Here is a 23530-nt window from a genome sequence, read left to right on the forward strand (position 1 = left end):
CAGCTCAGAGTTCGGTGGCGATGGTGTCCTGCGAGGCGGGCGCCGCGCGCACCGTGAACTTCTGATCCGGGCGATGACCGCGGTCGGTGCGCTCCGGATGTTCGGGTTCACCCATCGCCCGCTCCTCGCCGGTGGCCACCAGACCCTGGGAACTGTTAGCGGAACGGGTGAGCTGGGCGAGCCATAGCGGGTTGATGCTCGGCGGCTGACCGCCGGAGAACTTGAAATACAGGGGAATGGCCGGGTGCAGCCACGCGGAACTGCGACCGTTTCCGGCTTCGGCGGCGTTTCGCCACGAGAGCAGGAAGCTTTCGCCCCGGCGGAGTTTCTGTACGATCACGATCTGGAGATGCGCCAATATCCGGTCGTCGAATTCGACCGTGACCCTGTCATACGTCAACGAACCCATGGGGAGCCGCTTTCAATCGGTGGGGCTGTTCAGAGGCCGGCCGCACAGGGTGACCAGATCTCAGGACTGCTCCTCAGTTTGGTCGCTATGAACTCGCTTGACAAGGGAAACAGCCGTGCCGCGGGATCGTCCAGGACACAGCGACTACTACTGCGGGAACACGCCTGACCGGGGCAGGCATCCGTTCGGCAACAGGTGAAGCAGCGTCTCATACGGTTTCTCCACGTGCGCGAAATGCCCGGTGCCCGGCACCGTGACCAGATCGAAGCCGCGGATGACCGCGCGGAGCCTGGCCGCATCCGTCGCCGCCACGAAAATGTCGGCGTCACCCTGGGTTGCGTGCACGGCGCACTCGATCCGGGCCCAGCGGTTGGCGTCGTAGGTTCCGGCGAGGTCGGATGCCACGGCGAACGCCTGCGGGCGCAGCTCGGTCGCAAGGGCCCCGATGACGCTCTCGTGCAGCAGCTCCGGTCGGCGGAACAACGGCGCCGCCAGCGTGCGCAGCAGCCCGGTGCGGTGGAGCAGGCGGATCAGACCGTGGCCGGCGCGCCCGGCCCGGGCGACGGCCCGCAGTACCGGCAGCAGGGCGCTGTACCCCGGCAGCGCGGCGAACCGGGCGACCGGGTGCCGCACGGTGTCGATCACCGAGAACGTCGTGGCCGAGACGAGGCCGACGAACGCGGTCGACCGGGTCTCGCTTGCGGCAAGTTCGAGTGCCACGAAGCCGCCGAGGGAGTGGCCGATCACGGTCCAGGAGCGGTAGCCGAGCGCCCAGGCGATCTCGGCCACCACCGCAGCGGTTGCCTCGATGGAACGAGAGGGTCCCGCCGCCGGAAGCGGCGAGTCCCCCCAGCCGGGCAGGTCGGGGATGATCAGGTCGGTCAGGCCGAGACCGGAGGCTTCGGCCGCGGCCAGCAGCGGCGTCCAGGTCGTCCAGGATCCCGCGGCGCCGTGCAGCAGGATGGTCGCGGTTTCGCTCCCGGTACGGCGGCCGTGCCGCACCGAAACCGTTGCCTGGCGCAGCCGCATGGAGCTCGTGGTCAGTCCGAAGGCCCGGGCGTCGGACGACAGAGGGAACGGGCAGTATCCGGTGCGGTCCGGGTCCTCCCGGGTCGGTGCATCCGGGGTCGGGAAGCTCCGTGGCGACGTCGTCGGCCGGGTCTCGGCGATGGTGCTCATAATGTTGGTTCGGTGCGTCGGCTCCTGTGGATTGCCCGACCGTGACGGGTGAGGGGAATGCGCGGGAGAGCAGGGCCGTTGGCCCCAGGGGGAAGCTTCTTCCCCTGTCCGAGACGGCGCACGCTTCGTCCGGCGACACCCTGACCCACAGAAAGAGCTATTCGTGAATCTTTTCTCCCCGTTGTCCCTCGGCGACCTGGAACTGCCCAACCGGCTCGTCATGGCGCCGCTGACCCGGGTTCGGTCCGGAATCGAGGGCGTTCCCGGCCCCCTCGTCGTCGAGCACTATAAGCAGCGTGCTTCGCTCGGCTTGATCGTGACCGAGGGCACCTACCCCAGCCACGCCGGTCAGGGCTTCCCCGGCCAGCCAGGGCTGGTCACCCCCGAGCAGATCGTCGGCTGGACCAACGTCGCCGACGCCGTGCACTCCGCCGGCGGGCGCCTGGTCGCCCAGGTAATGCACGCGGGCCGCGTCACCCACGAGGGCACCAACGGCGGCCACGAGGTCGTGGCTCCCAGCGCCATCGCCATCCAGGGCGATACCCGCACCTACGCGGGAAAGGCTGCCTACCCGGTACCGCACGCCCTCACACTCGACGAACTCCCCGGCGTGATCGCGGACTTCGTGCAGGCCTCCCGTAACGCCATCGCCGCGGGACTCGACGGCGTCGAGATTCACTCCGCGAACGGTTACCTCCTGCACGAGTTCCTCTCGCCGGCCTCCAACCAGCGCGACGACATCTACGGCGGCTCCCCGCAGAACCGGGCCCGTTTCGTCGTCGAGGTCGTCACCGCGGTGGCCGAGGCGATCGGCGCCGGCCGCGTCGGCATCCGGGTCTCGCCGGAGCACAACATCCAGGATGCCCTCGAAACAGATGCCGCCGACCTTATGGCCACCTATGGCGCGCTCGCCGACGCACTCGCTCCGCAGGGCCTTGCGTACCTGAGCATCCTGCACCGCGAGCCGGCCGGCGAACTGGTGCAGCAGCTGCGTGCCCGTTTCGCTGGGCCGCTCCTGGTGAACAGTGGCTTCGGCGAGGTCACCGACCGGGACGAGGCGATGGCCATCATCGCCGACGAACTGGCGGATGCGGTCGTCGTGGGCCGTGCCGTGATCGCCAACCCCGACCTCGTGTCGCGCTGGCTCAAGGACCTGCCGCTGAACACTCCCGACCCTCTTACCTTCTACGGTGCCGGAGCCGAGGGCTACACGGACTACCCGGCACTGGCGCACTAGAACCCCTGTCGGCACCTCCAAAGCGGCGGCTGCCGGGCTGCTAACGGGCGATGATGCCGGCCAGCTGGGCGGCGGCGCGCTCAAGCACGTCCACCTTTTTACAGTAGGCGAATCGCACCAGCGAGGCATACTCGGACCGGTGCCGGGCGGAGCAGAACGCGCCGATCGGAACCGCGACCACCCCGGCGAGATCGGGCAGCACCCGGCAGAACTCGGCGCCGTCAGGGTAGCCGAGCGGCGCGGCATCCGCCACGATGAAATACGACCCCTGAGGTCGACTGACCGTGAACCCCGCTTCGATCAGGCCGCTCTCGAGAACATCACGCTTGGCCTGCAGGTCGGCGGCGACACCAGCGTAGAAGGTGTCCGGCAGGTCGAGGCCCCGCGCGATCGCCGGCTGGAACGGCGCGCCGTTCACATAGGTGAGGAACTGCTTCACGGCCAGGATTGCGGTGACAAGAGCGGATGGGGCGGTAAGCCAGCCGATCTTCCAGCCGGTGGTGTTGAACGTCTTCCCACCGGAGGAGATCGTGATGGTGCGCTCGCTCGCGCCCGGAATCGTCGCGACGGGCACGTGGGCGACACCGAAGGTGAGGTGCTCGTAGACCTCGTCGGTCACGATGAGCGCGTCGTGACGGTGTGCGAGGGACACGATGAGTTCCAGGGTCTCGCGCGGCAGCACGGCCCCAGTGGGGTTGTGCGGATTGTTCACGATAATCAGTCGGGTGCGGTCCGTGATGGCGGCGCGCAGTTCGTCGGGGTCCGGCTGGAAATCGGGCGCCCGCAGGCGCACCGTGCGATGGATGCCCCCGCCCAGCGCGATCAGGCCCCCGTAGGCGTCGTAGAACGGCTCCAGCGTGACAACCTCGTCGCCGGGGTCGAGCAGTGCGAGAATGGTTGCCGCCAGCGCCTCGGTGGCACCCGCCGTCACCAGGACCTCGGTATCCGGATCGACGGACAGGCCGTAGAACCGGTGCTGATGCCGAGCGATGGCGCCTCGCAGCACGGGCAAGCCGCGCCCCGGCGGGTACTGGTTCGCACCGTCGGAGATCGCCTGGCGTGCGGCTTCGAGAACCTCGGTAGGGCCGTCCTCGTCGGGGAATCCCTGGCCGAGGTTGATGGCGCCGGTGCGCAGGGCGAGGGCACTCATCTCCGCGAAAATGCTCGCGGCGACGGTGCCGTCCGCGGCGAGCAGGCCGGCCCCACGGGCCGTGCGTCGCCAGGCCCCGGAGATTGTCATGATGTCACCTGCATGGCTCCAAACTACGACATGTGGAAAGTTCGAGCGGGGCTGCGCCGGATGCCCTAGGTTGGCCGCATGCGGACCGTGCAGCGCGACCTCCTCGTTCTGGGCCCGCTGCTGCTGCTCGGCACACTCGCGCTGACCGGTTGCACGCCCGAACCGGTGCCCCAAGCGCCCCAGGCGTCCGAGACGACCGGGCCGACGGATGCCCCCGTCTTCGCGTCCGATGAGGAAGCTCTGGCTGCGGCCACCGAAGCCTATGCGGCGTATCTGGCTGCCAGTGATGCTGCGGGGGAGGCCGGGACGCCGTCGCGAGATCTTTTCCTGAGCCTCAGTTCCGGAAGAGCCCATGAGGAGGAACTTTCCGTTGCGACGTCCTTTGATGAGCGCGGGTGGAAGCAGATCGGCTCTACCTCTTTTGACTCAATGGCTATCCAGTCCGTCGAAATCAACGCAGAGAAGAAGTGGGAGATAAGGGTCTATGTATGTCTCGATGTAACGAAAAGCGACATTGTGGATTCCTCAGGCGTTTCGGTCTCTCAGCCTGACCGCCCGCTGCGGATGCCATTGACAGTTGCCTTCGTGGGAACTGACCAACATATTGACCATTTTAAGATGACGGAGTCGCAGGTATGGTCCGGATCAGATTTCTGTTAGTCGCAGCGATCGTCATGCTGCTCGTAGCTCCTTCTTCGATCTCGGCTGCCGCTGCAGGGGATAGCTGCCTTCCCAAACTGTTGGTCTCAGGTTTGTGCCCGGAGGCTAACGGTGCCATCAACAACGGCGGGGTGGACCTTTCTGCGGGGTACGAGACCGGCGGGGGACAGGGGTCCGGGAACGAAGCCGGTGGCGGAGCGGGATCCGGGGCGGGCGGGTCCGGTTCCGGCAGCGGCAGCGGCAACGCCGGTGGCGGCCAAGTCGGTGCAGCACCCGTCGTCGATCCGCTGGCGTTCGTGCGCGACGACTTCACGGTCAACTGCATTCCGGGGTCGCCGTGCGACCCGAACCTCGTGGTGAGGGTTAGTGATCTGGTCAACTTCCAGCCCGCGGCGCCGTCCCAGACGATGGAACCGCGCGGCTGGAGCGTGGCGGGTTTGCCCGCGAACTTCATCGCGTCGGCATCCGAGCACTCCCGTACCGGCGCCTTGCTGGGATATCCGGCGGAGGTCCATTTCACCCCGGTCGGCTACCGCTGGTCCTACGGCGACGGTGCCCAGGCAAGCACGAACTCGGGCGGCGCGACCTGGGCGGCACTGGGCCTCCCGGAATTCTCCGACACCGCCACCAGCCACGCGTTCGCCAGTCCGGGAAGCTATGCCGTGGTCGTCGCGGTGGTGTACTCGGCCGAGTATCGCTTCGCGGGCCTTGCCTGGCGGCCGGTGCAGGGTACGCTGTCGACCTCGGCCAGCCCGCTCGGCGTGATCGTGGGGGATGCCCAGACGGTGCTCGTCAACCGCGAGTGCACGACAAACCCGGCCGGTCCGGGTTGCTAACTGTGTTGATCGACCCGGCACCGCTCAAGTCGTGGCGTCGTCATTGAATGCTCCCAGGCTGCACAGATCATTCGTTCAGGTTCAGGAGTCAAGGTGGAAACGCTTGGAAGGAGCACACCATGACCGACAATCCGCAGGCACCCGGCACCACTCCCGATCCCGACAACGCAGTCCCATTCGAAGTCAATGCGGCCGGCGAGGCTTCCGCCACGGCCCAGCCCTCTGCGGATCACTCCTCCGGCGACGCCCCCGGCGACGAGAAGCCGACCGAGGTCATCCCCGACACAGTTTCCGCCTCTGAGCAGTCGCCGGCCCAGCCCACCGCGGCCCAGCCCACCTCCACCTCGGCCGCGCCCGCGCGCGCGCACGCCACGGATTCCTTCGGTCGCCCGGTCGCGGGAAGTACCACCTCGAATCCCTACGCGCCGAATACCCAGCCGCAGTCCAACGCCCATCAGACCGGGTACGCCGCCGACCAGCCCGGCGGCCCGCGCACGCAGCCCCGCCGCTCGGGTAATATCGCCCTGATCGCGGCCCTCGCCATCGGCGCTCTCGTCGGAGGGGCATCCGGCGCCGGCGTCACGGCCTTCGTGGTCACCAACCAGACCGTCGGAATCCCGACCAGCCAGGCCGACGGCCCCAGCACGGTCGTGGTCAACAACACCGACAGCGTCAACCAGATCACGGCGGTCGCCGCCAAGGCCACGCCTAGTGTCGTCACCATCGCCGCCTCCGACGGCAGCTCCGGCGGAACCGGTTCCGGCGTCATCCTGTCCGAAGACGGCTACATTCTCACGAACACGCACGTCGTCACCCTCGACGGCGCCGCCGCCGACGCCAGCATTCAGGTCACCGCCAGTGACGGCAAGCTCTACGCCGCCACCATTGTCGGCACCGACCCGGTTTCCGACCTCGCCGTGATCAAGCTGGACGGTGCGAGCGGCCTGACGCCGATCAAATGGGCCGATTCCGGCAAGCTCAACGTCGGCGACAGCGCCATCGCGATCGGCGCACCGCTCGGCCTCTCCGGCAGCGTCACCGACGGCATCGTCAGTGCACTGAACCGCAGCATCTCCATCGCCTCCTCGGCTGCCCCGTCGACACCCGAGAACTCCGCACCCGACGAAGAGCAGAGCCCGTTCTTTTTCGACCTTCCCGACCAGAACGGCGGCGCGGCCCAGGCTCCCTCCACCGGCAGCATCTCACTCTCGGTCATCCAGACGGATGCCGCGATAAACCCCGGCAACTCCGGCGGAGCCCTGCTCAACGCCAAGGGCGAGCTGATCGGCATCAACGTCGCCATCGCCAGCGCGGGCGGCGACTCGGCGGCCGCCGGCAGCATCGGCGTGGGCTTCTCCATCCCGTCGAACCTGGCCAAGCGTATCTCCGACGAACTGATCGCCACCGGCACGGCCAGCCACGGTCTGCTCGGCGCCAGTGTCACCAGCGCTGCCGGCAGACCGGAGAGCGCCACCGTCGGCGCCCTGATCAGCGAGGTCTCGGCGGGCGGTGCAGCGGAAAAGGCCGGACTCCGAAAGGGCGACATCGTCACCAACCTCAACGATCTACCCATCACCGACGCGAACGACCTCACCGCCCAGGTGCGCGCTCTCGCGGCCGGCGAGACGGCCGACCTCACCTTTGTGCGCGATGGAAAGTCGGCCACGGTATCCGTCACGGTCGGCGCACTCTCCAGCTGACCACTCGCTCCTTCCAGAGAACAACAGCTGCGCCGCCGGTGATCCACCGGCGGCGCAGCTGTCGTTTGCGGCCCCGATGCAGGCAGGAAACACCCGGCTGGTAGGCTCTTACATCCCGCCAGAAGAATGGAACTATGACCAGCCAGGATCCCTCTTCCGGAGCCGCATCCCTGCTCGGGGTTTCCTATGTGATGCCGGTGCTGAATGACGTCACCCATGTGCGCGCCGCCGTGACCAGTCTGCTCCGCCAGGACTACTCGGGGCCCTTCGAGGTCACCCTGGCCCTCGGCCCGAGCATCGACGGCACAACCGAACTGGTTGAGGAGATGGCCGCGGTCGATCCGCGCATCCGCATCGTGGCGAACGAGATCGGCTCCACTCCGGCAGGCCTCAACACGGCTATCCGTGCCTCGCAGTACGCGTTCGTCATTCGCGTCGACGCCCATTCGGTGCTGCCGCCGGACTACGCCCGCATCGCCGTGGAGACCCTTGAGAGCACCGGCGCCGACAATGTCGGCGGCGTCATGGACGCCCAGGGCGAGAGCCCGTTCCAGAAAGCCGTCGCGCGCGCTTATGGCACGAAGATCGGCCTCGGCGGCACTCCCCTGCACATCGGCGGCCCGGAGGGCCCCGCGGAAACCGTCTACCTGGGCTGTTTTCGGATGGACAGCATCGTGCGCGTCGGCCTCTTCGACGAGGGCATCAAGCGCGGCCAGGACTGGGAACTCAACCGCCGTCTGCGCGACCAGGGCGGCATCGTCTGGTTCACACCTCGGCTCCGGGTCGTCTATCGGCCCCGGCCGAGTCTGGCCCGGCTGGCCCGGCAGATGGTGTCCACCGGCCTCTGGCGAGGGGAACTCGCCCGCCGATATCCCGAGGACAACGGCATCCGTTACTTCGCCCCGCCCGTCATGGTCCTGGGTGTCACTGTCGGCACTCTGGCCGGGCTGGCCGGCCTGGTTCAGCTCCTCACCGGGGCGAACCCGTGGTTGCTGCTCGGTTTTCTGATTCCCGCCGCCTACCTGGGGCTCGTCGCCGTGGCCACGGCCCTGGTGACCCGGCCGGACGGGTTTCGTGCCGGGCTGTGGTTTCTCGTAGTCTTGCCCTGCATTCACTTCTGCTGGGGGATCGGCTTCCTGCTCGGGTTTCTGAAATTCACCACCAACATCACGGCCCATACCGGAAGGCACCAATGACGTCAGCGAATCCCGCGGCGACTCGACCCTCCTCAATCGCCGAGCTGCGCCACGTGGCCCAGCCGCCGGAAGTTCGGCTGCGGGCGAACGCCGAGCACTGGACGGCGTCGCTCTACCTGCGCGACATCTCCCCGTATCTGACCTGGATGCTTCTGAAGACCTCTATCTCGGCGAACGGCGTCACCGGCCTGATGATCCTGGTCGGCTGGTCCACGGCGGCCGCGCTGCTCATTCCCGGCATCTGGGGCGCGATGCTCGCCCTCCTGCTTGGGCAGCTGCAGATGTTGGTCGACTGCTGCGACGGCGAGGTCGCCCGCTGGCGCCGGCAGTCCTCCCCGGCCGGCGTGTTCCTCGACAAGGTCGGGCACTACACGACAGAGGCCCTCATCCCGATCGCGTTCGGGATCCGGTGCGCCTTCTACCCGTTCGAGGCCCCCGCCGACTTCCTGTGGACCACGCTCGCACTGCTGCTCGCCCTCGTCATCGTGCTGAACAAGGCCCTCAACGACATGGTGCACGTGGCCCGCGCGAACGCCGGCCTGACCAAACTCGCCGATCGCAAGCACGAGCAGACCCCGACGTCGAGCTTCATCGCCCGCGCCCGCCGCCTGGCCCGGTTCCTCCCGTTCCACCGGCTGTACCACTCGGTCGAACTGACCATGCTGATCTTCGTCGCCGCGGTCGTCGGCAGCTTCCTCGGCGAGCCGGCGGTCGACCGGTTCGTGCTGATCGTGCTCGTCCCGCTGGCCTTCCTCTCACTGGTGGGCCACTTCGTGGCCATCATGGCGTCCAAGCGTGTCCGGTCCTAGCGCTTCACCGGTCGGGCCCGCCCTGCCGACAGTGGGGGTCGTGCTGCTCACCCAGGGCACCCGTCCCGACGACCTTGCCCGCGGCATCCGCAGTCTGCTGGCCCAGCAGGGAGTTCTCCTGGACATCGTGTGCGTGGGCAATGGCTGGCAGCCGACCGGGCTGCCGGACCAGGTGAAGACGCTCGGCCTGCCCGAGAACCTGGGCATTCCGGCCGGCCGCAACCGCGGGGTCTCCCGCGTCGCGGGAGAGTTTCTCTTCTTCCTCGACGACGACGCCAGCATCCCGGACCCGCACTTTCTGCGAGATGCCATCGGCGTGCTTCGGGCGGATTCGACCATCGGCCTTCTGCAGCCCCGAGTGGTCGACCCGGCCGGGATCGTGTCGCCGAGACGCTGGATTCCGCGCATCCGCAAGGGCGAAGCCACCCACTCCAGCAACGTCTTCTCGGTCTGGGAGGGTGCCGTGCTGCTACCCCGGGCCGCCTTCGACGCCACCGGGGGCTGGGCCGAGCCGTTCTTCTACGCCCATGAGGGCATCGAGCTGGCCTGGCGTGTCTGGGACCTGGGCCTGCGCGCCTGGTACGCCGGCGAGCTGGAAGCGAATCATCCCGTGATCGCGCCCACCCGGCACGCCGACTACTACCGATTGAACGCCCGCAACCGGGTCTGGCTGGCCCGCCGCAACCTTCCGGTCCTGCTCGTGCCCGTCTACGCCGGGTCCTGGCTTCTGATCCAGGTACTGCGCTGGGCTCGAAATCCGGGCGCGCTGCGCGCCTGGCTCACCGGTTTCCGCGAGGGGTGGACCACCGACCCGGGGGAGCGGCGTCCCCTCAGGGCGCGCACGGTGTGGCGGATGACGCTGGCCGGACGGCCGCCCATCGTCTAACGATTCCGTCGTCACGTCCCCTTCGGGGGGCCAGAGGCGCTCGGTCGAGTGGCATCGTCGGTACTCTTGATGGGTGGGTATTCAACGAGACGTCAGGCTTGGGCTCAAGCTGGTCAGGGACGTCACGGCGTCCCGCAAGGCACAGCGGCTGCTGAACGGGCGGCTGTCCACGCGTGAGCCGCTGCCCCGGAATCACTTCAAGATCGCGGTCTACTTCGCCGACGGCGACGTCAATCTGTACCAGATGCGGCAGTGGTACAAGCCGCTCGCGAAGCTCGCCGAGACCTGGCCCGTCCTGGTGCTGAGCCGCAGTGGGGCAGGTGCCCTGCCGCTGATCGATGAGTCCCCGCTCCCGGTTGCCTACGTTCGCCGGGTCGTCGACCTCGAGCAGGTGCTGGCCCAGCAGGACATCCGGATCGTGTTCTACGTGAACCAGAACACCCGCAACTTCCAAATGATGCGCTACGGGGGCCGCTGGCACGTTTTCATCAACCACGGTGAGAGCGACAAAATGTACATGGTCACGAACCAGATCAAGGCCTACGACTACGCCTTCGTCGCCGGCGATGCCGCGATCGCCCGTCTCGACAAGGTGCTTTGGGACTATGACTTCGACAAGCGCGCCCTGAAGATCGGCCGCCCCCAGGCCGACTTCTACTCCGGCGCGACGCCGTTCGCCCCGGACGAGCGCCAGGTCATCCTCTACGCTCCGACCTGGGAAGGCGACCGGCCAGCCGCCGCCTACGGCTCGATCGCGTCCCACGGCGTTGCCCTGGTGACGTCACTGCTGGCCTCGGGCCGGCACCGCGTGATCTACCGCCCGCACCCCCGCAGCGGCGTGGTGAGCAGCGAGTACGGCGCGGCGAACAAGACCATCATCGCGGCCATCGCGACGGCGAATGCGCGCGATGCCTCGGCCCGGCACATCTACGACGCGAGCCCCGACCTGGGCTGGCAGTTGTCGGCAGCGGATGTCGCCATCGTCGACATCTCGGCGATGGTCTACGACCGTCTGGCCTCAGGCAAGGCCCTGATGGTGACCCGCCCGGTCGACCCGGCCGCTCAGATCGACTCAGGAGGCTATCTCTCCGACTGCGAGTGGCTGAACGTCGACGATGTGGGAAGTATCCTCGGCGTGCTCGACGATCTCACCCATGACAGCGAGGCCCATGACCGGCTCAAGATCTGGGTCGAGCGTTACTTCGGCGACACCGGTCCCGGAGTCGCCACGGAGCGTTTCCACGCCGCTGTGGCGCACCTGATGGACGAGTGGGAGCGCTTCGACACATCCCACCCGCAGGCCGTGAGCCTGGAAGTGGTCGAACCAGCCATCGACGCTCCGACGGACGAGGTCAGCGACGTCGAGAAGCTCTAGTCTGCACGGGGCGGTGTCGGCGTTGTCGGGTGCGGTGCTCCGGGCATCCGTCGCCGGGGGGACAGCCGGCCGGACAGGCCGGTCAGGGACAGCCGGGTGATCCCCGGGATGCGGCGGGCCGGCGATTCCCGAACGACGATCCGCACCCGGGGGTCCAGTTCCTCGCGGAAACCGACCGGCGGCTGGCCGAACGCGAGCCGCGACGAGTGAACGACCCGCGAGCCCAGGATGTGGTTGCCCGCACCCCCGATGATGGCGCCCACACCGAACGGCAGGGCCTTGCCGATGAAGCTGGCGCCGCCCCTGGCGGCGAACTGCCGGATGAAGCTGCTCTTCAGCCGATCGGTCAGCGGTCCCATGATGGCCCGGGGAATGCTGGTCGTGATGAGTTCGCCCCAGTAAGCGGCGCGCGGGACGCCGGAGCCGGAGACCTGGCCGGCCAGCTGGCGCACCAGGTCTGAGCCTTCGCGGCCGAGCATCATCGTCATCACCAGAGCGCGTGCCCGCTCGGGGTCCTCGACCGTGATGCCGTGCACCTCGCTCACCGACTGCGTGAACAGGGCGGTGGCCTCGAGGAACCCGGCCGTCTCCACGCCGGAGATGGCCAGGGTGACGGCGGTGCCGACCCCCGGGATGACCGCCGTCGCGCCGACCGCGGCACCCCCGGTGGTGACGGCGGCGAGGTAACGCCGCTCCAGGATCCGGATGATCTCCACGGGCGACGCCTGTGGGGAACGGCGGCGCACGGAACGGATGTGCGCGAGCACGGCAGGACGGTGAATCGCCATCACGCGGTCGAAGCCCGTGACGATCCCGGTGGGGAGCTGGCCGCCTTTCGGCAGGCCACCCGTCTCGGAAATAATCGGCTTGGTTTTTTTGGCCATCAGAGTGCCCTCCGTCAGTGTCCCGATGAGTTTACGTGCCCCGGCTGGGTGCCACTGGCGGAAAACTCGGTGCGCGCCTATACAAGGAGAATGCCTGAGCCGAAGTCAGAAGCATCCCGAATCCTCGGTGTTCGCCTGCGTCGTCGGCGGCGCCAGCTGTCCCTCAATCAGGAGGCCGTCGCCCACCTGGCCGGCCTCAACGTGTCCAACTACGCGCGGATCGACCGGGGACTTGGCAACCCCACTTTCCATACCCTGATCCGGCTTGCCACAGTGCTCGGCATTGAGCCGGGCGATCTGATGACCGGGTTCAATTCCGCTCAACTGCCGCCCTCCCGGGACGGCCTGGAAGATCCGGATGCCGTGATGGCCTCGGCCCGTTAGGCCGGCTTGATCCCGTATTGCGAGTTGTAGAGCGCCAGCACCTCGGTGATGGGGGCATCCAGAACCAGCGCACCCTTGTCAAGGTAGAGGCCTCGGGTGCAGAAGCGCTTGAGGTCCCGCTCGTTGTGGGACACGAAGAACAGAGTTCGCCCACCGGCGAGCAGTTCCTCGATCCGCCGGTAGCACTTCTCCCGGAACGCCTTGTCGCCGACGGCGAGCACCTCGTCCACGAGCAGGATGGGCTCCTCGAGCCGGGAAATCACGGCGAACGCGATGCGCACCTTCATACCACTGGACAGGTGCTTGTAGGGCGTGTCGACGAAGTCGGCGATCTCCGCGAAGGCGATGATCTCGTCGAAGCGCGCCGCGATCTGCTTCTTCGTCATCCCGTGCAGGCCCGCGGTCAGGTAGACGTTCTCGCGCACAGTGAGGTCGTCCACGAAGCCACCCGTGATCTCGATCAGCGGGGCCACACCCTCGGTCACGCGCACCGAGCCCTCGTCGGGCAGCACGACGCCGGTGACCAGCTTCAACAGGGTCGACTTGCCCTGCCCGTTGCGACCGACCACGCCGATCGCCTCGCCGCGCTGCACCGTGAACGCAACGTTCCGCAGCGCCCAGAATTCGTTCGGGCGGATGCGCCGCCTCCGGGCGGCGAACAGGTCCTTGAACGAGCGCCGACCGCGTCGATTGCGGCGGAAACGGATGCCGACACCCGTGAGGGTGATCACCGGTGCCGACACTAGATCTCCTTCAGGACGGCGCGCTCGGTGCGCGTGAAGACAACCAGGCCGGCGACAAGAAAGAGGACCGACATCAGCGCGCTGATCAGCACGAGATTCCAATCGAGCTGCTCGGGGAAGAACGCGGCCCGGTACAGGCTGAACAGGCCGCTGAGCGGATTGAAGCCGGCCCAGAACTGCAGTTCCGTGGGCAGGTCCGCGGTGCCATAGATGATCGGCGATGCGTAGAACAGGAAGCGGAGGATGAGCTTCACGGCCCGCTCAAGGTCGCGGAAGAAGACCACGAGGGGAGCGACGATCAGCCCGATTCCTGCGGTCAGGATCGTCTGAAGCAGGATCGCGAGGGCGAAGAGGGCCGCACCCGCGCTGAGTTCAGCCCCGGAGATGAGTGCGAACAGCAGAAGCACCGGGATGGACGCCACAAACTCGATGCCCTTGGACAGCACGAGCCGGTTCACCCAGATCGTGCGGGGTATTCGGGTGGACCGAATCAGCTTCGCTTCGCGCAGGAACGCGCGCGTGCAGTCGGACACGGTGCCGTTGAACCACATCCACGGCAGCAGCGCCGACAGCAGGAAGACGATATACGGTTCGTTGCCCACCGTGCGCTGGAAAACCTGGGTGAAGACGAACCAGTAGATACCGGCCATGACCAGAGGGTCGAGAATCGACCAGAAGTAACCGAGCAGCGACGTCGAGTAGCGCACCCGCAGATCCCGCTGCGTGAGCAACCAGAGGGAATGACGGTACCTGGCGAAAGACGTGCGCTGCTCAGGGCGCACTTCCGCATATCTACTCACGCGCTCTATCGTAGGGGCGCGGCGCGCGCCCCCGCGAAAGGCGCCGCTAGACGAAGAGGTTCGCCCGTTCGAGATCCTCGGCGAAGTCGACCTCGACCGCGTAGAAATCGGAGATGTCGAGAGGCTCGACCAACAGGTTGTTCTTCTCGATCGCGAGTTCGATGCCGCGCTCGAAGTAGTCCTGGTCGGCGACCTTCGTCAGGTGGTGGACCAGTACGGCCTTGTACGCGCTGGAAATGTAGTTGATGCCCACTGCCTCGCCCAACCCGCCCTTGACAGTCTTGGAGAGTTCTTTGATGTAGCCCTCGGCGCTGGTCGTGTACTTGACCTCCTCGTCGGACACCTTGGAGGTGTTGACGGTGACGAAGGACTGGTCGCGAGCGACCATCGCGGCAGCGCGGTCGAGAATGGCCGGGTCGAAGACGACGTCACCGTTCATCCAGAGCACACCGCCGGTGGTGGACGCCTGGAGAGCGCGCAGAAGGCTCTTCGAGGTGTTGGTCTGGTCATACTCTTCGTTGTAAACGAAGGATGCCTGCGGGAAGGCCTCGATGATGTGCTCGAGCTTGTAACCGACCACGATGGTAACTTTCGCCTTCTTGCCGAAGGCGTGCGCGATGTTGTCGAACTGCTGCTGCATGATTGTTCGACCGTCGTTGAGTTCGGTGAGCGGCTTCGGAAGCGAACGTCCGAGTCTGCTGCCCATACCTGCTGCCAAAATGACTACCTGGGTGGTCACGATTGTCTCCTCAAAAAAGAATTCGAGTGACCGAGACTCCCTCAGATTCAGATCGAGTTTGTCTAGGGTTCACTTGTACGTTCACGTATAGACACACCGTTATGCCAACACGAGAGTACCCTACGCCCTCGGTTGGGGGGAAGAGCGGACTCCTTTCCGTGTTGCTTTCGTGACCCGGGCGCCCGTGGCTGGGCAGCGCCTGACTGTGTTTCCGGGTGACCCCCGAAGCCTGCGATGTCAGACGGTCCTTGGTAGGTTAGCGAGGTGACTCCAGCGCCCCCGACATCCGAGCCCGACGAGCAGAAGGTGCCCTCTTCTGCGCTAGATTCTGCTGAAACACAGGCCACGACGCCGGCTGTTGTGCGCACCGTCCCGGTGCGCAAGGCCCCTGTCCCCAAGGCGCCGCCGCGCACGAAGGCTACCCCCCGTGTGGCCGCCGGGCGACCGAGTACGGCCCGCGCAAAAGCGGCTGCAGAGGCGAGGGAGGGCACCCCCAGGGCGCCCCTTCCGAAGAAACCCGCGGCCAGGGCCAGCCCAAAGCCCGCACCGAGACCGGCTCCGAAAAGGCCCGTCGCAGCGCCGGAGTCTGACTCTGAAGGCACGTCGCCGACGGCCGACGCCCCGACACTCGCCACTCCTCCCATCACCGCGGCTCGCACGACGTCGGCTCGCACGACGTCAGTACGGGCCACGGCCGCGCGCACGGCAGCGGCGAAATCTGAGTCCGTCGCGAAAACCGGCGCGGCCCGGTCCAGTGCGGCCAAGGCCAGCGCAGCGCGGGCTGCGGCCATCCGGGCGGCGACCTTGGCTGCGGCCGCGGCCGCCGTCGCCGAACCTGACGCGAGGTCAGTCGAACCTGTCTCTGAGCCTCTCACTACTGACTCTGAGAGTGTCGAACCTGACGCGGAGCCCGCCACGCAGGTTCTGCCGGAGTTCATCCCGTCGCCGGGCGAGGAGGCCGAGCCGGTCCTGGTCGCCGCGCTGTCCGTGCCCCGGCCATTCGCTGCCGACGCATCCGGTGCCGACGCATCCGGTGCCGACGCATCCGTGTCGGCAGGCATCGAACTGGTGCCCGTACCGGTGCAGCTGCCTGGGTCCGCCGAAACGGAGCTGCTGCCTGCCGCCGCCCCCGCTGCCGCGGAACCGCCCGTCGTGAAACGGGCCTCCCGCAAGCGCGCCCCGGTGATTGCGCCGACTGCGCTCGATCTCGCCCCGCCGGTTGTGCTCGCGGTCAGCGGTCTGCACAAGAGCTTCGGCCGGACCGTGGCGGTATCGGGCATCGACCTCGAGGTTCGCGCGGGGTCGTTCTTCGGGATCGTCGGGCCCAACGGCGCCGGCAAGACCACGACGCTCTCCATGGTCACCGGGCTGCTCCGGCCGGATGCGGGCACCGTCACGGTGAACGGCATCGACGTCTGGGGGAGCCCGATGGCCGCCAAGCGCATCATCGGCGTTCTGCCTGATCGACTGCGCCTGTTCGACCGCCTGACCGGAGCCCAGTTGCTCTATTACTCCGGGGTGCTCCGGGGTCTCGACGACGTCACCGTGCGGCAGCGCGCGGCCGACCTGGCAACCGCCTTCGGCCTCGAAGACGCGCTTAATCGCCTCGTCGCCGACTACTCGGCCGGCATGACGAAAAAGATCGCACTCGCCTGCGCGATGATCCATTCGCCGCGACTGCTCGTGCTCGATGAGCCGTTCGAGTCCGTCGACCCGGTCTCCGCCGTCAACGTCACGGAGATCCTGCAGAAATACGTCGCCAGCGGTGGAACGGTCGTGCTGTCGAGCCACGGAATGGATCTGATCCAGCGCGTCTGCGATCGTGTCGCCATCATCGTGGAGGGTGCGGTGCTGGCCTCCGGCACCATCGACGAGGTTCGCGGCGAGAAAACGCTCGAGGAACGGTTCATCGAGCTGGCCGGTGGACGCAAGGTGGCGGAGGGCATGGAGTGGTTGCACAGTTTCTCGGACTGAAAGTCCGCCTGCTCGCCAATCTGTTCCGGCGCAGCCCCTGGCAGGTCGCCGGCATCGTGATCGGCCTGCTCTACGGCCTCGCCCTGGCCGTCGGCCTCTTCGTAGTGCTCGTCGGGCTGCGCTTCACGGGAGATCCCGTCGCCATTCGCGACGGCCTGGTCGTCGCTGGATCACTCGTCGTGCTCGGCTTCCTGCTGTTCCCGCTGGTCTTCGGGATCGACGACACCATGGACCCGCGCAAATTCGCGACCATGGGCATCCCTAGCCGGAGGCTTTCGCTCGGTCTGGCGCTGTCCTCTCTGGTCGGGGTGCCCGCGTTCGTGCTCTCGGTCGTGCTGCTCGGCACGGTCGTGACCTGGTCCCGCGGCCTCTTAGTGACGGTGCTCGCCCTCGCCTCCGCCACCCTGCTGCTGGCCACCTGCATGCTCGTGTCCCGGGTGAGCACGTCGCTGGGGGCGTTCCTGCTGGCAACGCGTCGATCCCGGGAATTCACCGGAATCATCGGGGTGCTTCTTCTGGTGATGATCGCCCCCGTCGTGCTTCTGGCGCTCAACTTCGATTGGGGTCGCTACGGCCTCGACCTGATCGGCGGGCTGGCGGGCATCCTCGGCTGGACGCCCCTCGGTGCGGCCTGGGCCGTTCCCGGGGATGCCTCCACCGGGCTCTGGGGTGCGGCCGTGCTCAAGCTCTCGATGGCCGCGGCAACGACGTACCTGCTGTGGCTGGCCTGGCAGGGACTGGTGGCACGGATGCTCGTCACGCCCGGCCGCGAGGCTCAGGCCCGCCAGTACGGCGGGCTCGGGTGGTTCGACAGCATGCCGCACACTCCGATGGGTGCGATTGCGGCCCGTAGCCTCACCTACTGGCGCCGCGACTCCCGGTACTGGATGTCGGTGATCGTCATCCCGGTCATTCCTCTGATCGTCATCTTGCCGCTGTCGTTCGCGGGGTTGCCGATCTCCTACCTCGCTCTTCTGGCGGTGCCGTTGATGAGTGTGTTCCTGGGCTGGACCCTGCACAACGACGTCGCCCTGGACCACACCGCGGTCTGGCTGCACGTGGCCTCCGGCACCCGCGGATTCGAGGACCGGATGGGCCGGTTGGTTCCCGCACTCTTCGTGGGGATCCCGATGATCGCGGCGGGGTCGGCGATCAGCGTGTCGGTCTACGGCGACTGGGCGGTGATGCCGTCCATCCTGGGGGTGAGCACCAGCATCCTGCTGACCGGGCTCGGGCTCTCGAGTTATTCATCGGCGCGCTTCCCCTATCCGGCGACCAAGCCGGGAGACAGCCCTTTCGCTCAGCCTCAGGCGTCGGACACGGCGGCCGCGCTGATCCAGTCGTTCACCTTTGCGGGGTCGATCCTGCTTTCGCTCCCGGCTCTCGCCTGCGCGCTGCTCGGCGTCTTCGTCGACCCGGTCTGGAACATTCCGGCGCTCGTGCTGGGCGTCGCCAGCGGACTGATCACGCTCGTGGGCGGGGTCTTTCTGGGTTCGCTCGCGTTCGAACGGCGCGGGCCGGAGATGATCGCCTCCGCCGTGCGGGCCTAGGCGTCCTGACGTTCGCGTGGCGCGCGTGCTGCGCCGCTGCGCCGCTGCGCCGCCGGCACGCCACGCGCGGAGGGGCGCAGCTCCCGCGCGACTCGCTCGCGGTATCCTCCGGGCTCCGGCTCGCGGGCAGGATCGGCAGGCCTGCCGGTGTGCCCGCGGGTTGTTTAGACTGAGTGCATGACTGATCACTTTCGCGCGAGCATCGCAGAACCCGGAAACCCCGGCAGCGGCGGCGGCACCTCGACGCTCGACCGTGAGCTCGAGCAACTCCTCAACCAGGAGCACATCGAGCCGGGCGACCACGAGCGTTTTTCGCATTACGTGCCCAAAGACAAGATTCTCGAATCGGCTATTTCCGGCAAGCCGGTGCGCGCCCTCTGCGGCAAGAAGTGGCTGCCCGGACGCGACCCGGAGAAGTTCCCGGTCTGCCCGGCCTGCAAGGCCATCTACGAGAAGATGAAGGCCTGACCTGCCGGTTGAGCGCTACCGGTACAGGGTCGGGATGACGGGGTCGCCGCGCCCGAGGCGGAAGGCCTCGATCGGCAATTCCTGCATGACGGCTGCGTGGTGCGCGCGGGCGCGGGTCGTGCCGGCCGCCCCGAGGTAACTTTCGTCGATCACGCCGTCGGTGATCAGAGGCACCAGCAGCACGCGGTCCCGGCCCGAAGGCTCTGCGGGCGGAGTGGAGTCGGCCGGATCCTCGCCGATCAGGACGACCTCGGCGCGCGCGATCCCGGCGGAGTCGAGCCGGCGCACGGCCCGCTTTCGGCCGCCGACCGAGCTCTTCGCGGGTGAGGTCTTGGCGACGGGCACCCAGTCTCCGGCGTCGTCGCGGTGCGCGACGAGTTTGTAGACCATCCCGGCGGCGGGGGAGCCCGAACCGGTCACCACCGATGTGCCCACGCCGAAGGCGTCCACGGGCGACGCGGACAGGGCGGCGATGGAGAACTCGTCGAGGTCGCTGGTGACGGTGATGTGCGTGTTGACGGCACCGAGCGAGTCCAGTTGGCTGCGGGCCTCCGCCACCCTGGTCGGCAGGTCGCCGGAGTCGATCCGGATCGACCCGAGCGCCGGTCCGGCCACCCTGACGGCCAGTTCGATGCCCGCGGCGACGTCGAAGGTGTCCACGAGCAGAGTGGTGGCCGGTCCGAAGGCCGCGATCTGGGCACGGAAGGCGTCTTCCTCGCTGTCGTGCAGGAGAGTGAAGGAGTGGGCGGCGGTGCCCATGGTGGGCACGCCCCAGCTGCGGCCGGCCTCCAGGTTGCTGGTCGAGGCGAAACCGGCTATGTAGGCGGCCCGGGCGGCGGCGACCCCGGAGTACTCGCCAGTGCGGCGCGAACCCATTTCGGCGAGGGGGCGGCCCAGGCTGACCGAGACCATCCGTGCGGCCGCGCTGGCGACGGAGCTGTCGTAGTTGAGCACGCTGAGAATCAGGGTTTCGAGGATGACGCATTCGGCGAAGGTGCCGTCCACCGTGATCAGGGGCGAGCCCGGGAAGTAGGCCTCGCCTTCCCGGTAGCCCCAGATGGTGCCGCGGAAGGCGTAGTCGGCGAGCCAGGCGATGGTGGGCTCGCGCACCACACGGTTGTCTCTCAGCCAGGTGAGTTCGGCATCCGTGAACCGGAAGGCCCGGATGAGATCGAGCAGCCGCCCGGTGCCGGCCACGATGCCGTAGCGGCGGCCGGAGGGGAGGTGCCGGGCGAAGGCCTCGAACTGGCACTCTCGTGCGGCGGTTCCACTTTGGATCGCGGCGTCCACCATGGTGAGTTCGTACCGGTCGGTGCGGAATGCTGAGGTTTCGGTCACCCGGAAAGCTTATCCGCCCGGCCCGATACGTGTTCTTGTCGGAGCAGAAGGCCTACAGCGCCCCGAAGGCGACGATGCAGTTCTGCCCGCCGAAGCCGAACGCATTCGCCAGGGCGAACTTCACCGGCTTCTCCCGGGCGACCCGCGGCACGTAGTCGAGCGTGCAATCCGGGTCCGGGGTCGTGTAGTTGATGGTGGGCGGGATGATGCCGGTTCGGACCGACAGGGCGCAGAGCAGGCCGGAGAGGGCACCCGCGGCGCCGATCATGTGGCCGGTCATCGACTTGGGGGCGGTGACGGCGATGGAATCGGCAGCGTGCCCGAGTGCCTGGCGTATCGCCGAGGTCTCGGCCCGGTCGTTGGCTTGGGTGGACGTGCCGTGGGCGCAGATCATGTCGATGTCGCTCGGGTTCAACTTCGACTTGATGAGTGCGCGGGTCATGGCCAGGCTCGCGAACTTGCCGGTGGGTTCGGGCGCGACGATGCTGTGGCCGTCGCTGGTGAGGGCGCCGCCCAGCACCTCCGCGTAGATCTGGGCGCCGCGGGCTCGGGCGTGGGAGAGCAGCTCCATCACGAAGATGACCGCTCCCTCACCGAAGACGAGTCCGTTGCGGTCGGCGTCGAACGGCCGAGAGGCCTCGGCCGGGGAATCGTTGTTCTTGGAGGCCGCGTGCATGGCGTTCAGGCCCGCGAACATGACGGGCGTGATCGCAGCCTCGACCCCGCCGGCGATGACGACGTCGGCGTCACCCATGACGAGCATGGTGCGTGCCTCGAGGAGTGCGTAGGCCCCGCTGGCGCAGGCAAGGGCACTCGCGTTGACCGGTCCGTGGACGCCGAGGTCGATCGCGATCTCGCAGGCGGCCATGTTCAACAGGGCGGAGGGCACGAAGCGCGGCGGGATGCGCCGGGAGTCGCCGGAGTTGACGAGCTCGGTGGCTTCCTGGATCTCCGCGAAGCCGCTCACGGCGCTGTTGACGACGACCGCCGTGTCGATGCCTTCCATGGAGGCGCCGAAACCGGCGTCAGCCACCGCCTCGCGGGCTGCGGCGATCGCGAGCTGCGAGGCTCGGGATGCGCGCTTAACCTGCTTCACGGTCATCCGCTCGGCCGGAATGAAGTTCTTCACCTCGCCGGCGATCTGCGTCGGCAGACCGGCGGGATCGAATTGGGTGATCCGGGCTACGCCGCTGCGGCCGCCGGTGAGACCCGACCACGTGTCGCGCCAATTGTTGCCCAGGGGCGTCAAGGCGCCCAGCCCGGTGATTACGACTCGATCATTCACGGCGATCATCTCCTCAAACAACGAATGTGACGTCATTCTGTTGCGGCGTCCGTCGGTTGGCGGGAGCCATATTCCGAGTGTAGTTACGGCCATATTCCCCGAATGGAACGTGCTGACGCTACCGGGGCGAGACTGGGAACATGCCGTCAATCTTCCTGTCCGAGAGGTGATCTCCGGCCGCGCCGGACCGGGTGCCGCGCGTACACGGGTGGGGGTCAGGGATTCCGACTAGGCTCAACTGTCGTGACGGATGCACCGATTGGAATCTTTGATTCCGGAGTGGGCGGCCTGACTGTCGCCCGGGCAATCAAGGATCAACTGCCGAATGAATCGATCCTCTATATCGGAGACACTGCGCATTCTCCGTATGGCCCGAAGAGGATCGCGGATGTGCGCGGTTTCGCCCTTGACGTTCTCGACGACCTGATTGCCCAAGATGTGAAGATGCTGGTCATCGCCTGCAATACCGCTTCGGCCGCGATGCTCCGGGATGCCCGTGAGCGCTACAGCGTTCCCGTGGTCGAGGTCATCCAACCGGCTGTGCGCCGTGCCGTGCGCACCACCCGCAACAACCGGGTCGGCGTGATCGGAACACTGGGCACAGTCAAATCGCGCGCCTACGACGACGCGTTCGCCGCGGCCACCGACATCCAGCTCCTGACGCAGGCCTGCCCACGGTTCGTCGAATTCGTCGAGGCGGGAATCACCACGGGCGACGAACTACTGTCGGTCGCCGAAGGCTATCTCGCCCCGCTGCGGGCCGCGGAAGTCGACACGCTCGTTCTCGGATGCACGCACTACCCCTTCCTGCGCGGTGCCATCTCCTACGTGATGGGGGACACCGTGACCCTCGTCTCCAGCGACACTGAGACGGCCAACGACGTGTACCGGCTGCTGGTGAGCCAGGGCCTGGAACGCACCGAGCAGGCGCCGCCCAGCTACCGGTACGAGGCCACCGGCGACAGCGCCGACGATTTTCTGCACCTGGCTCACCGGCTGATCGGGCCGGAAATCGGTCGTGTCGACCTGGTCGAGACCGGGTCCTTCAGTTTGAGCGAGCTTGCCGAGTTCGCCGCATCGCATCCCAACCCCAAGGAGACCCCGTGACCGACACCGTGCGCGTAGACGGACGAACGAACGACCAGCTGCGCCCCGTCACGATCGAGCGCGGTTGGAGCGACCAGGCCGAAGGGTCGGCCCTGATCTCGTTCGGGCGCACCAAGGTGCTCTGCACGGCCTCGTTCACCAACGGCGTACCCCGCTGGATGGCCGGCAAGGGCAAGGGCTGGGTCACGGCCGAGTACTCCATGCTGCCGCGCTCCACCGACTCTCGAATGGACCGCGAATCGGTCAGGGGCCGCATCGGCGGGCGCACCCACGAGATCAGCCGCCTGGTCGGACGCAGCCTGCGCGCCGTGGTCGACATGAAAGCACTCGGCGAGAACACCATTGTGCTGGACTGCGACGTGCTCCAGGCCGATGGCGGCACCCGCACCGCGGCTATCACGGGAGCCTACGTGGCTCTGGCCGACGCCCTCGAGTGGGGCAGGGAGAAGAAGTTCCTCAGCCAGAAGGCCCAGCCTCTGATCGACAGCGTCGCGGCCATCTCCGTGGGCATCGTGGGCGGTGAGTCCATGCTCGACCTTGCCTACACCGAAGACTCCCGGGCCGAGACCGACATGAACGTGGTCGTAACCGGCCGCGGCCTTTTCGTGGAGGTGCAGGGCACGGCCGAGGCCGCGCCGTTCGACCGCACCGAACTTAATTCTCTGCTCGACCTGGCGCTGGCCGGGACGATCTCCCTGACCGAGTTCCAGACGACGGCGCTGGGGCGCTAG

Annotated in this window: 23 protein-coding genes; 14 read left to right on the top strand and 9 right to left on the bottom strand. The window is 67.4% G+C overall.

Translation table 11 applies throughout. The features are described from left to right. Positions 1 to 4: 4 nt before the first annotated feature. Entirely contained in the window at positions 5 to 409 is a 405-nt protein-coding gene (locus E3N94_RS05875) for an ATP-dependent DNA ligase (RefSeq protein ID WP_233191304.1), read from the bottom strand. A 147-nt stretch (positions 410 to 556) separates the two neighbouring features. Further along, positions 557 to 1588, bottom strand: coding sequence for an alpha/beta hydrolase (locus E3N94_RS05880; protein WP_158250232.1), 1032 nt, complete (start codon positions 1586 to 1588; stop codon positions 557 to 559). Positions 1589 to 1751: 163 nt separating this feature from the next. On the opposite strand from E3N94_RS05880, the gene E3N94_RS05885 reads away from it, so the two are divergent. After that, positions 1752 to 2825, top strand: a complete 1074-nt coding sequence (locus tag E3N94_RS05885) for an alkene reductase (protein ID WP_104100230.1) — start codon at positions 1752 to 1754, stop codon at positions 2823 to 2825. A gap of 40 nt (positions 2826 to 2865) precedes the next feature. Here the strand turns inward: E3N94_RS05885 and E3N94_RS05890 are convergent, their stop codons facing one another. Beyond that, on the bottom strand, positions 2866 to 4065 hold the full coding sequence (locus E3N94_RS05890) for an aminotransferase class I/II-fold pyridoxal phosphate-dependent enzyme (protein WP_104100229.1): 1200 nt from the start codon (positions 4063 to 4065) through the stop codon (positions 2866 to 2868). Positions 4066 to 4143: 78 nt separating this feature from the next. Here E3N94_RS05890 and E3N94_RS05895 point away from each other — a divergent pair, with 78 nt between their 5' ends. The 7 genes from E3N94_RS05895 (at position 4144) to E3N94_RS05925 (ending at position 11527) form a co-directional block, all read left to right on the top strand. Next, entirely contained in the window at positions 4144 to 4725 is a 582-nt protein-coding gene (locus E3N94_RS05895) for a hypothetical protein (protein ID WP_134569946.1), read from the top strand. Positions 4726 to 4856: 131 nt separating this feature from the next. Next, a complete protein-coding gene (locus E3N94_RS05900) occupies positions 4857 to 5561 on the top strand; it encodes a hypothetical protein (RefSeq protein ID WP_134400684.1) in 705 nt (234 codons plus the stop codon). Positions 5562 to 5680: 119 nt separating this feature from the next. Continuing rightward, complete coding sequence (locus E3N94_RS05905) at positions 5681 to 7261, top strand: trypsin-like peptidase domain-containing protein (RefSeq protein WP_134569947.1); 1581 nt, start codon at positions 5681 to 5683, stop codon at positions 7259 to 7261. Between the two features lie 134 nt (positions 7262 to 7395). Continuing rightward, positions 7396 to 8457 (top strand): glycosyltransferase family 2 protein, encoded by a 1062-nt coding sequence (locus E3N94_RS05910; protein ID WP_233191302.1) that lies wholly within the window; start codon positions 7396 to 7398, stop codon positions 8455 to 8457. Continuing rightward, positions 8454 to 9266 carry a CDP-alcohol phosphatidyltransferase family protein gene (locus tag E3N94_RS05915; protein WP_134342955.1) on the top strand — a complete coding sequence of 271 codons (813 nt, stop codon included), beginning with the start codon at positions 8454 to 8456 and terminating at the stop codon, positions 9264 to 9266. The genes E3N94_RS05910 and E3N94_RS05915 overlap by 4 nt, the downstream gene beginning before the upstream one ends. Next, positions 9253 to 10152, top strand: coding sequence for a glycosyltransferase (locus tag E3N94_RS05920; protein ID WP_104100224.1), 900 nt, complete (start codon positions 9253 to 9255; stop codon positions 10150 to 10152). The genes E3N94_RS05915 and E3N94_RS05920 overlap by 14 nt, the downstream gene beginning before the upstream one ends. 73 nt (positions 10153 to 10225) lie before the next feature. Continuing rightward, positions 10226 to 11527: a hypothetical protein gene (locus tag E3N94_RS05925; RefSeq protein ID WP_134569948.1), complete on the top strand. Its 1302-nt coding sequence runs from the start codon at positions 10226 to 10228 to the stop codon at positions 11525 to 11527. Here the strand turns inward: E3N94_RS05925 and E3N94_RS05930 are convergent. Further along, positions 11524 to 12411: a hypothetical protein gene (locus E3N94_RS05930; protein ID WP_233191299.1), complete on the bottom strand. Its 888-nt coding sequence runs from the start codon at positions 12409 to 12411 to the stop codon at positions 11524 to 11526. The genes E3N94_RS05925 and E3N94_RS05930 overlap by 4 nt on opposite strands. A 90-nt stretch (positions 12412 to 12501) precedes the next feature. Between E3N94_RS05930 and E3N94_RS05935 the strand changes: the two genes are divergently transcribed. Then, positions 12502 to 12795 (top strand): helix-turn-helix transcriptional regulator, encoded by a 294-nt coding sequence (locus E3N94_RS05935; protein WP_104100222.1) that lies wholly within the window; start codon positions 12502 to 12504, stop codon positions 12793 to 12795. On the opposite strand, the gene E3N94_RS05940 is transcribed toward E3N94_RS05935, so the two are convergent. Genes E3N94_RS05940 through E3N94_RS05950 form a run of 3 tightly spaced genes read right to left on the bottom strand, consistent with a single transcriptional unit; the run spans position 12792 to position 15077 of the window. Next, positions 12792 to 13538 carry an ABC transporter ATP-binding protein gene (locus E3N94_RS05940; protein WP_104100221.1) on the bottom strand — a complete coding sequence of 249 codons (747 nt, stop codon included), beginning with the start codon at positions 13536 to 13538 and terminating at the stop codon, positions 12792 to 12794. The two genes, E3N94_RS05935 and E3N94_RS05940, sit on opposite strands and share 4 nt — an antisense overlap. Continuing rightward, positions 13538 to 14338, bottom strand: coding sequence for an ABC transporter permease (locus E3N94_RS05945; protein WP_233191298.1), 801 nt, complete (start codon positions 14336 to 14338; stop codon positions 13538 to 13540). The genes E3N94_RS05940 and E3N94_RS05945 overlap by 1 nt, the downstream gene beginning before the upstream one ends. 46 nt (positions 14339 to 14384) lie before the next feature. Next, on the bottom strand, positions 14385 to 15077 hold the full coding sequence (locus E3N94_RS05950) for a phosphocholine cytidylyltransferase family protein (RefSeq protein WP_104100219.1): 693 nt from the start codon (positions 15075 to 15077) through the stop codon (positions 14385 to 14387). 804 nt (positions 15078 to 15881) lie between these two features. Between E3N94_RS05950 and E3N94_RS17130 the strand changes: the two genes are divergently transcribed. From E3N94_RS17130 to E3N94_RS05965, 3 genes are all read left to right on the top strand, one after another. Further along, entirely contained in the window at positions 15882 to 17051 is a 1170-nt protein-coding gene (locus E3N94_RS17130) for an ABC transporter ATP-binding protein (protein WP_233191296.1), read from the top strand. After that, positions 17027 to 18601, top strand: coding sequence for a PAM68 family protein (locus tag E3N94_RS05960; RefSeq protein ID WP_233191295.1), 1575 nt, complete (start codon positions 17027 to 17029; stop codon positions 18599 to 18601). Before E3N94_RS17130 ends, E3N94_RS05960 begins: the two co-directional genes overlap by 25 nt. A gap of 177 nt (positions 18602 to 18778) precedes the next feature. Then, positions 18779 to 19069, top strand: a complete 291-nt coding sequence (locus E3N94_RS05965) for a DUF3039 domain-containing protein (protein ID WP_104100218.1) — start codon at positions 18779 to 18781, stop codon at positions 19067 to 19069. Positions 19070 to 19084: 15 nt separating this feature from the next. Here the strand turns inward: E3N94_RS05965 and E3N94_RS05970 are convergent, their stop codons facing one another. After that, positions 19085 to 20407, bottom strand: a complete 1323-nt coding sequence (locus E3N94_RS05970) for a nicotinate phosphoribosyltransferase (RefSeq protein ID WP_104100217.1) — start codon at positions 20405 to 20407, stop codon at positions 19085 to 19087. A gap of 52 nt (positions 20408 to 20459) precedes the next feature. Beyond that, on the bottom strand, positions 20460 to 21692 hold the full coding sequence (locus E3N94_RS05975) for a beta-ketoacyl-[acyl-carrier-protein] synthase family protein (RefSeq protein WP_198411977.1): 1233 nt from the start codon (positions 21690 to 21692) through the stop codon (positions 20460 to 20462). Positions 21693 to 21935: 243 nt separating this feature from the next. On the opposite strand from E3N94_RS05975, the gene murI reads away from it, so the two are divergent. Both murI and rph read left to right on the top strand, forming a co-directional pair. After that, positions 21936 to 22799, top strand: a complete 864-nt coding sequence (murI, locus tag E3N94_RS05980; RefSeq protein ID WP_104100215.1) for a glutamate racemase — start codon at positions 21936 to 21938, stop codon at positions 22797 to 22799. Beyond that, a complete protein-coding gene (gene rph / locus E3N94_RS05985) occupies positions 22796 to 23530 on the top strand; it encodes a ribonuclease PH (RefSeq protein ID WP_104100214.1) in 735 nt (244 codons plus the stop codon). Before murI ends, rph begins: the two co-directional genes overlap by 4 nt.

The sequence above is a fragment of the Cryobacterium sp. Sr3 genome (assembly GCF_004402835.1).
Taxonomy (GTDB): Bacteria; Actinomycetota; Actinomycetes; order Actinomycetales; family Microbacteriaceae; genus Cryobacterium; species Cryobacterium sandaracinum.

Coding starts and splice junctions, on each gene's coding strand:
- E3N94_RS05935 (WP_104100222.1), top strand. CDS start 12,502: ATGCCTGAGCCGAAGTCAGAAGCATCCCGAATCCTCGGTGTTCGCCTG.
- E3N94_RS05910 (WP_233191302.1), top strand. CDS start 7,396: ATGACCAGCCAGGATCCCTCTTCCGGAGCCGCATCCCTGCTCGGGGTT.
- E3N94_RS05875 (WP_233191304.1), bottom strand. CDS start 409: ATGGGTTCGTTGACGTATGACAGGGTCACGGTCGAATTCGACGACCGG.
- E3N94_RS05915 (WP_134342955.1), top strand. CDS start 8,454: ATGACGTCAGCGAATCCCGCGGCGACTCGACCCTCCTCAATCGCCGAG.
- E3N94_RS05965 (WP_104100218.1), top strand. CDS start 18,779: ATGACTGATCACTTTCGCGCGAGCATCGCAGAACCCGGAAACCCCGGC.
- E3N94_RS05905 (WP_134569947.1), top strand. CDS start 5,681: ATGACCGACAATCCGCAGGCACCCGGCACCACTCCCGATCCCGACAAC.
- E3N94_RS05930 (WP_233191299.1), bottom strand. CDS start 12,411: ATGGCCAAAAAAACCAAGCCGATTATTTCCGAGACGGGTGGCCTGCCG.
- E3N94_RS05890 (WP_104100229.1), bottom strand. CDS start 4,065: ATGACAATCTCCGGGGCCTGGCGACGCACGGCCCGTGGGGCCGGCCTG.
- E3N94_RS05895 (WP_134569946.1), top strand. CDS start 4,144: ATGCGGACCGTGCAGCGCGACCTCCTCGTTCTGGGCCCGCTGCTGCTG.
- E3N94_RS05880 (WP_158250232.1), bottom strand. CDS start 1,588: ATGAGCACCATCGCCGAGACCCGGCCGACGACGTCGCCACGGAGCTTC.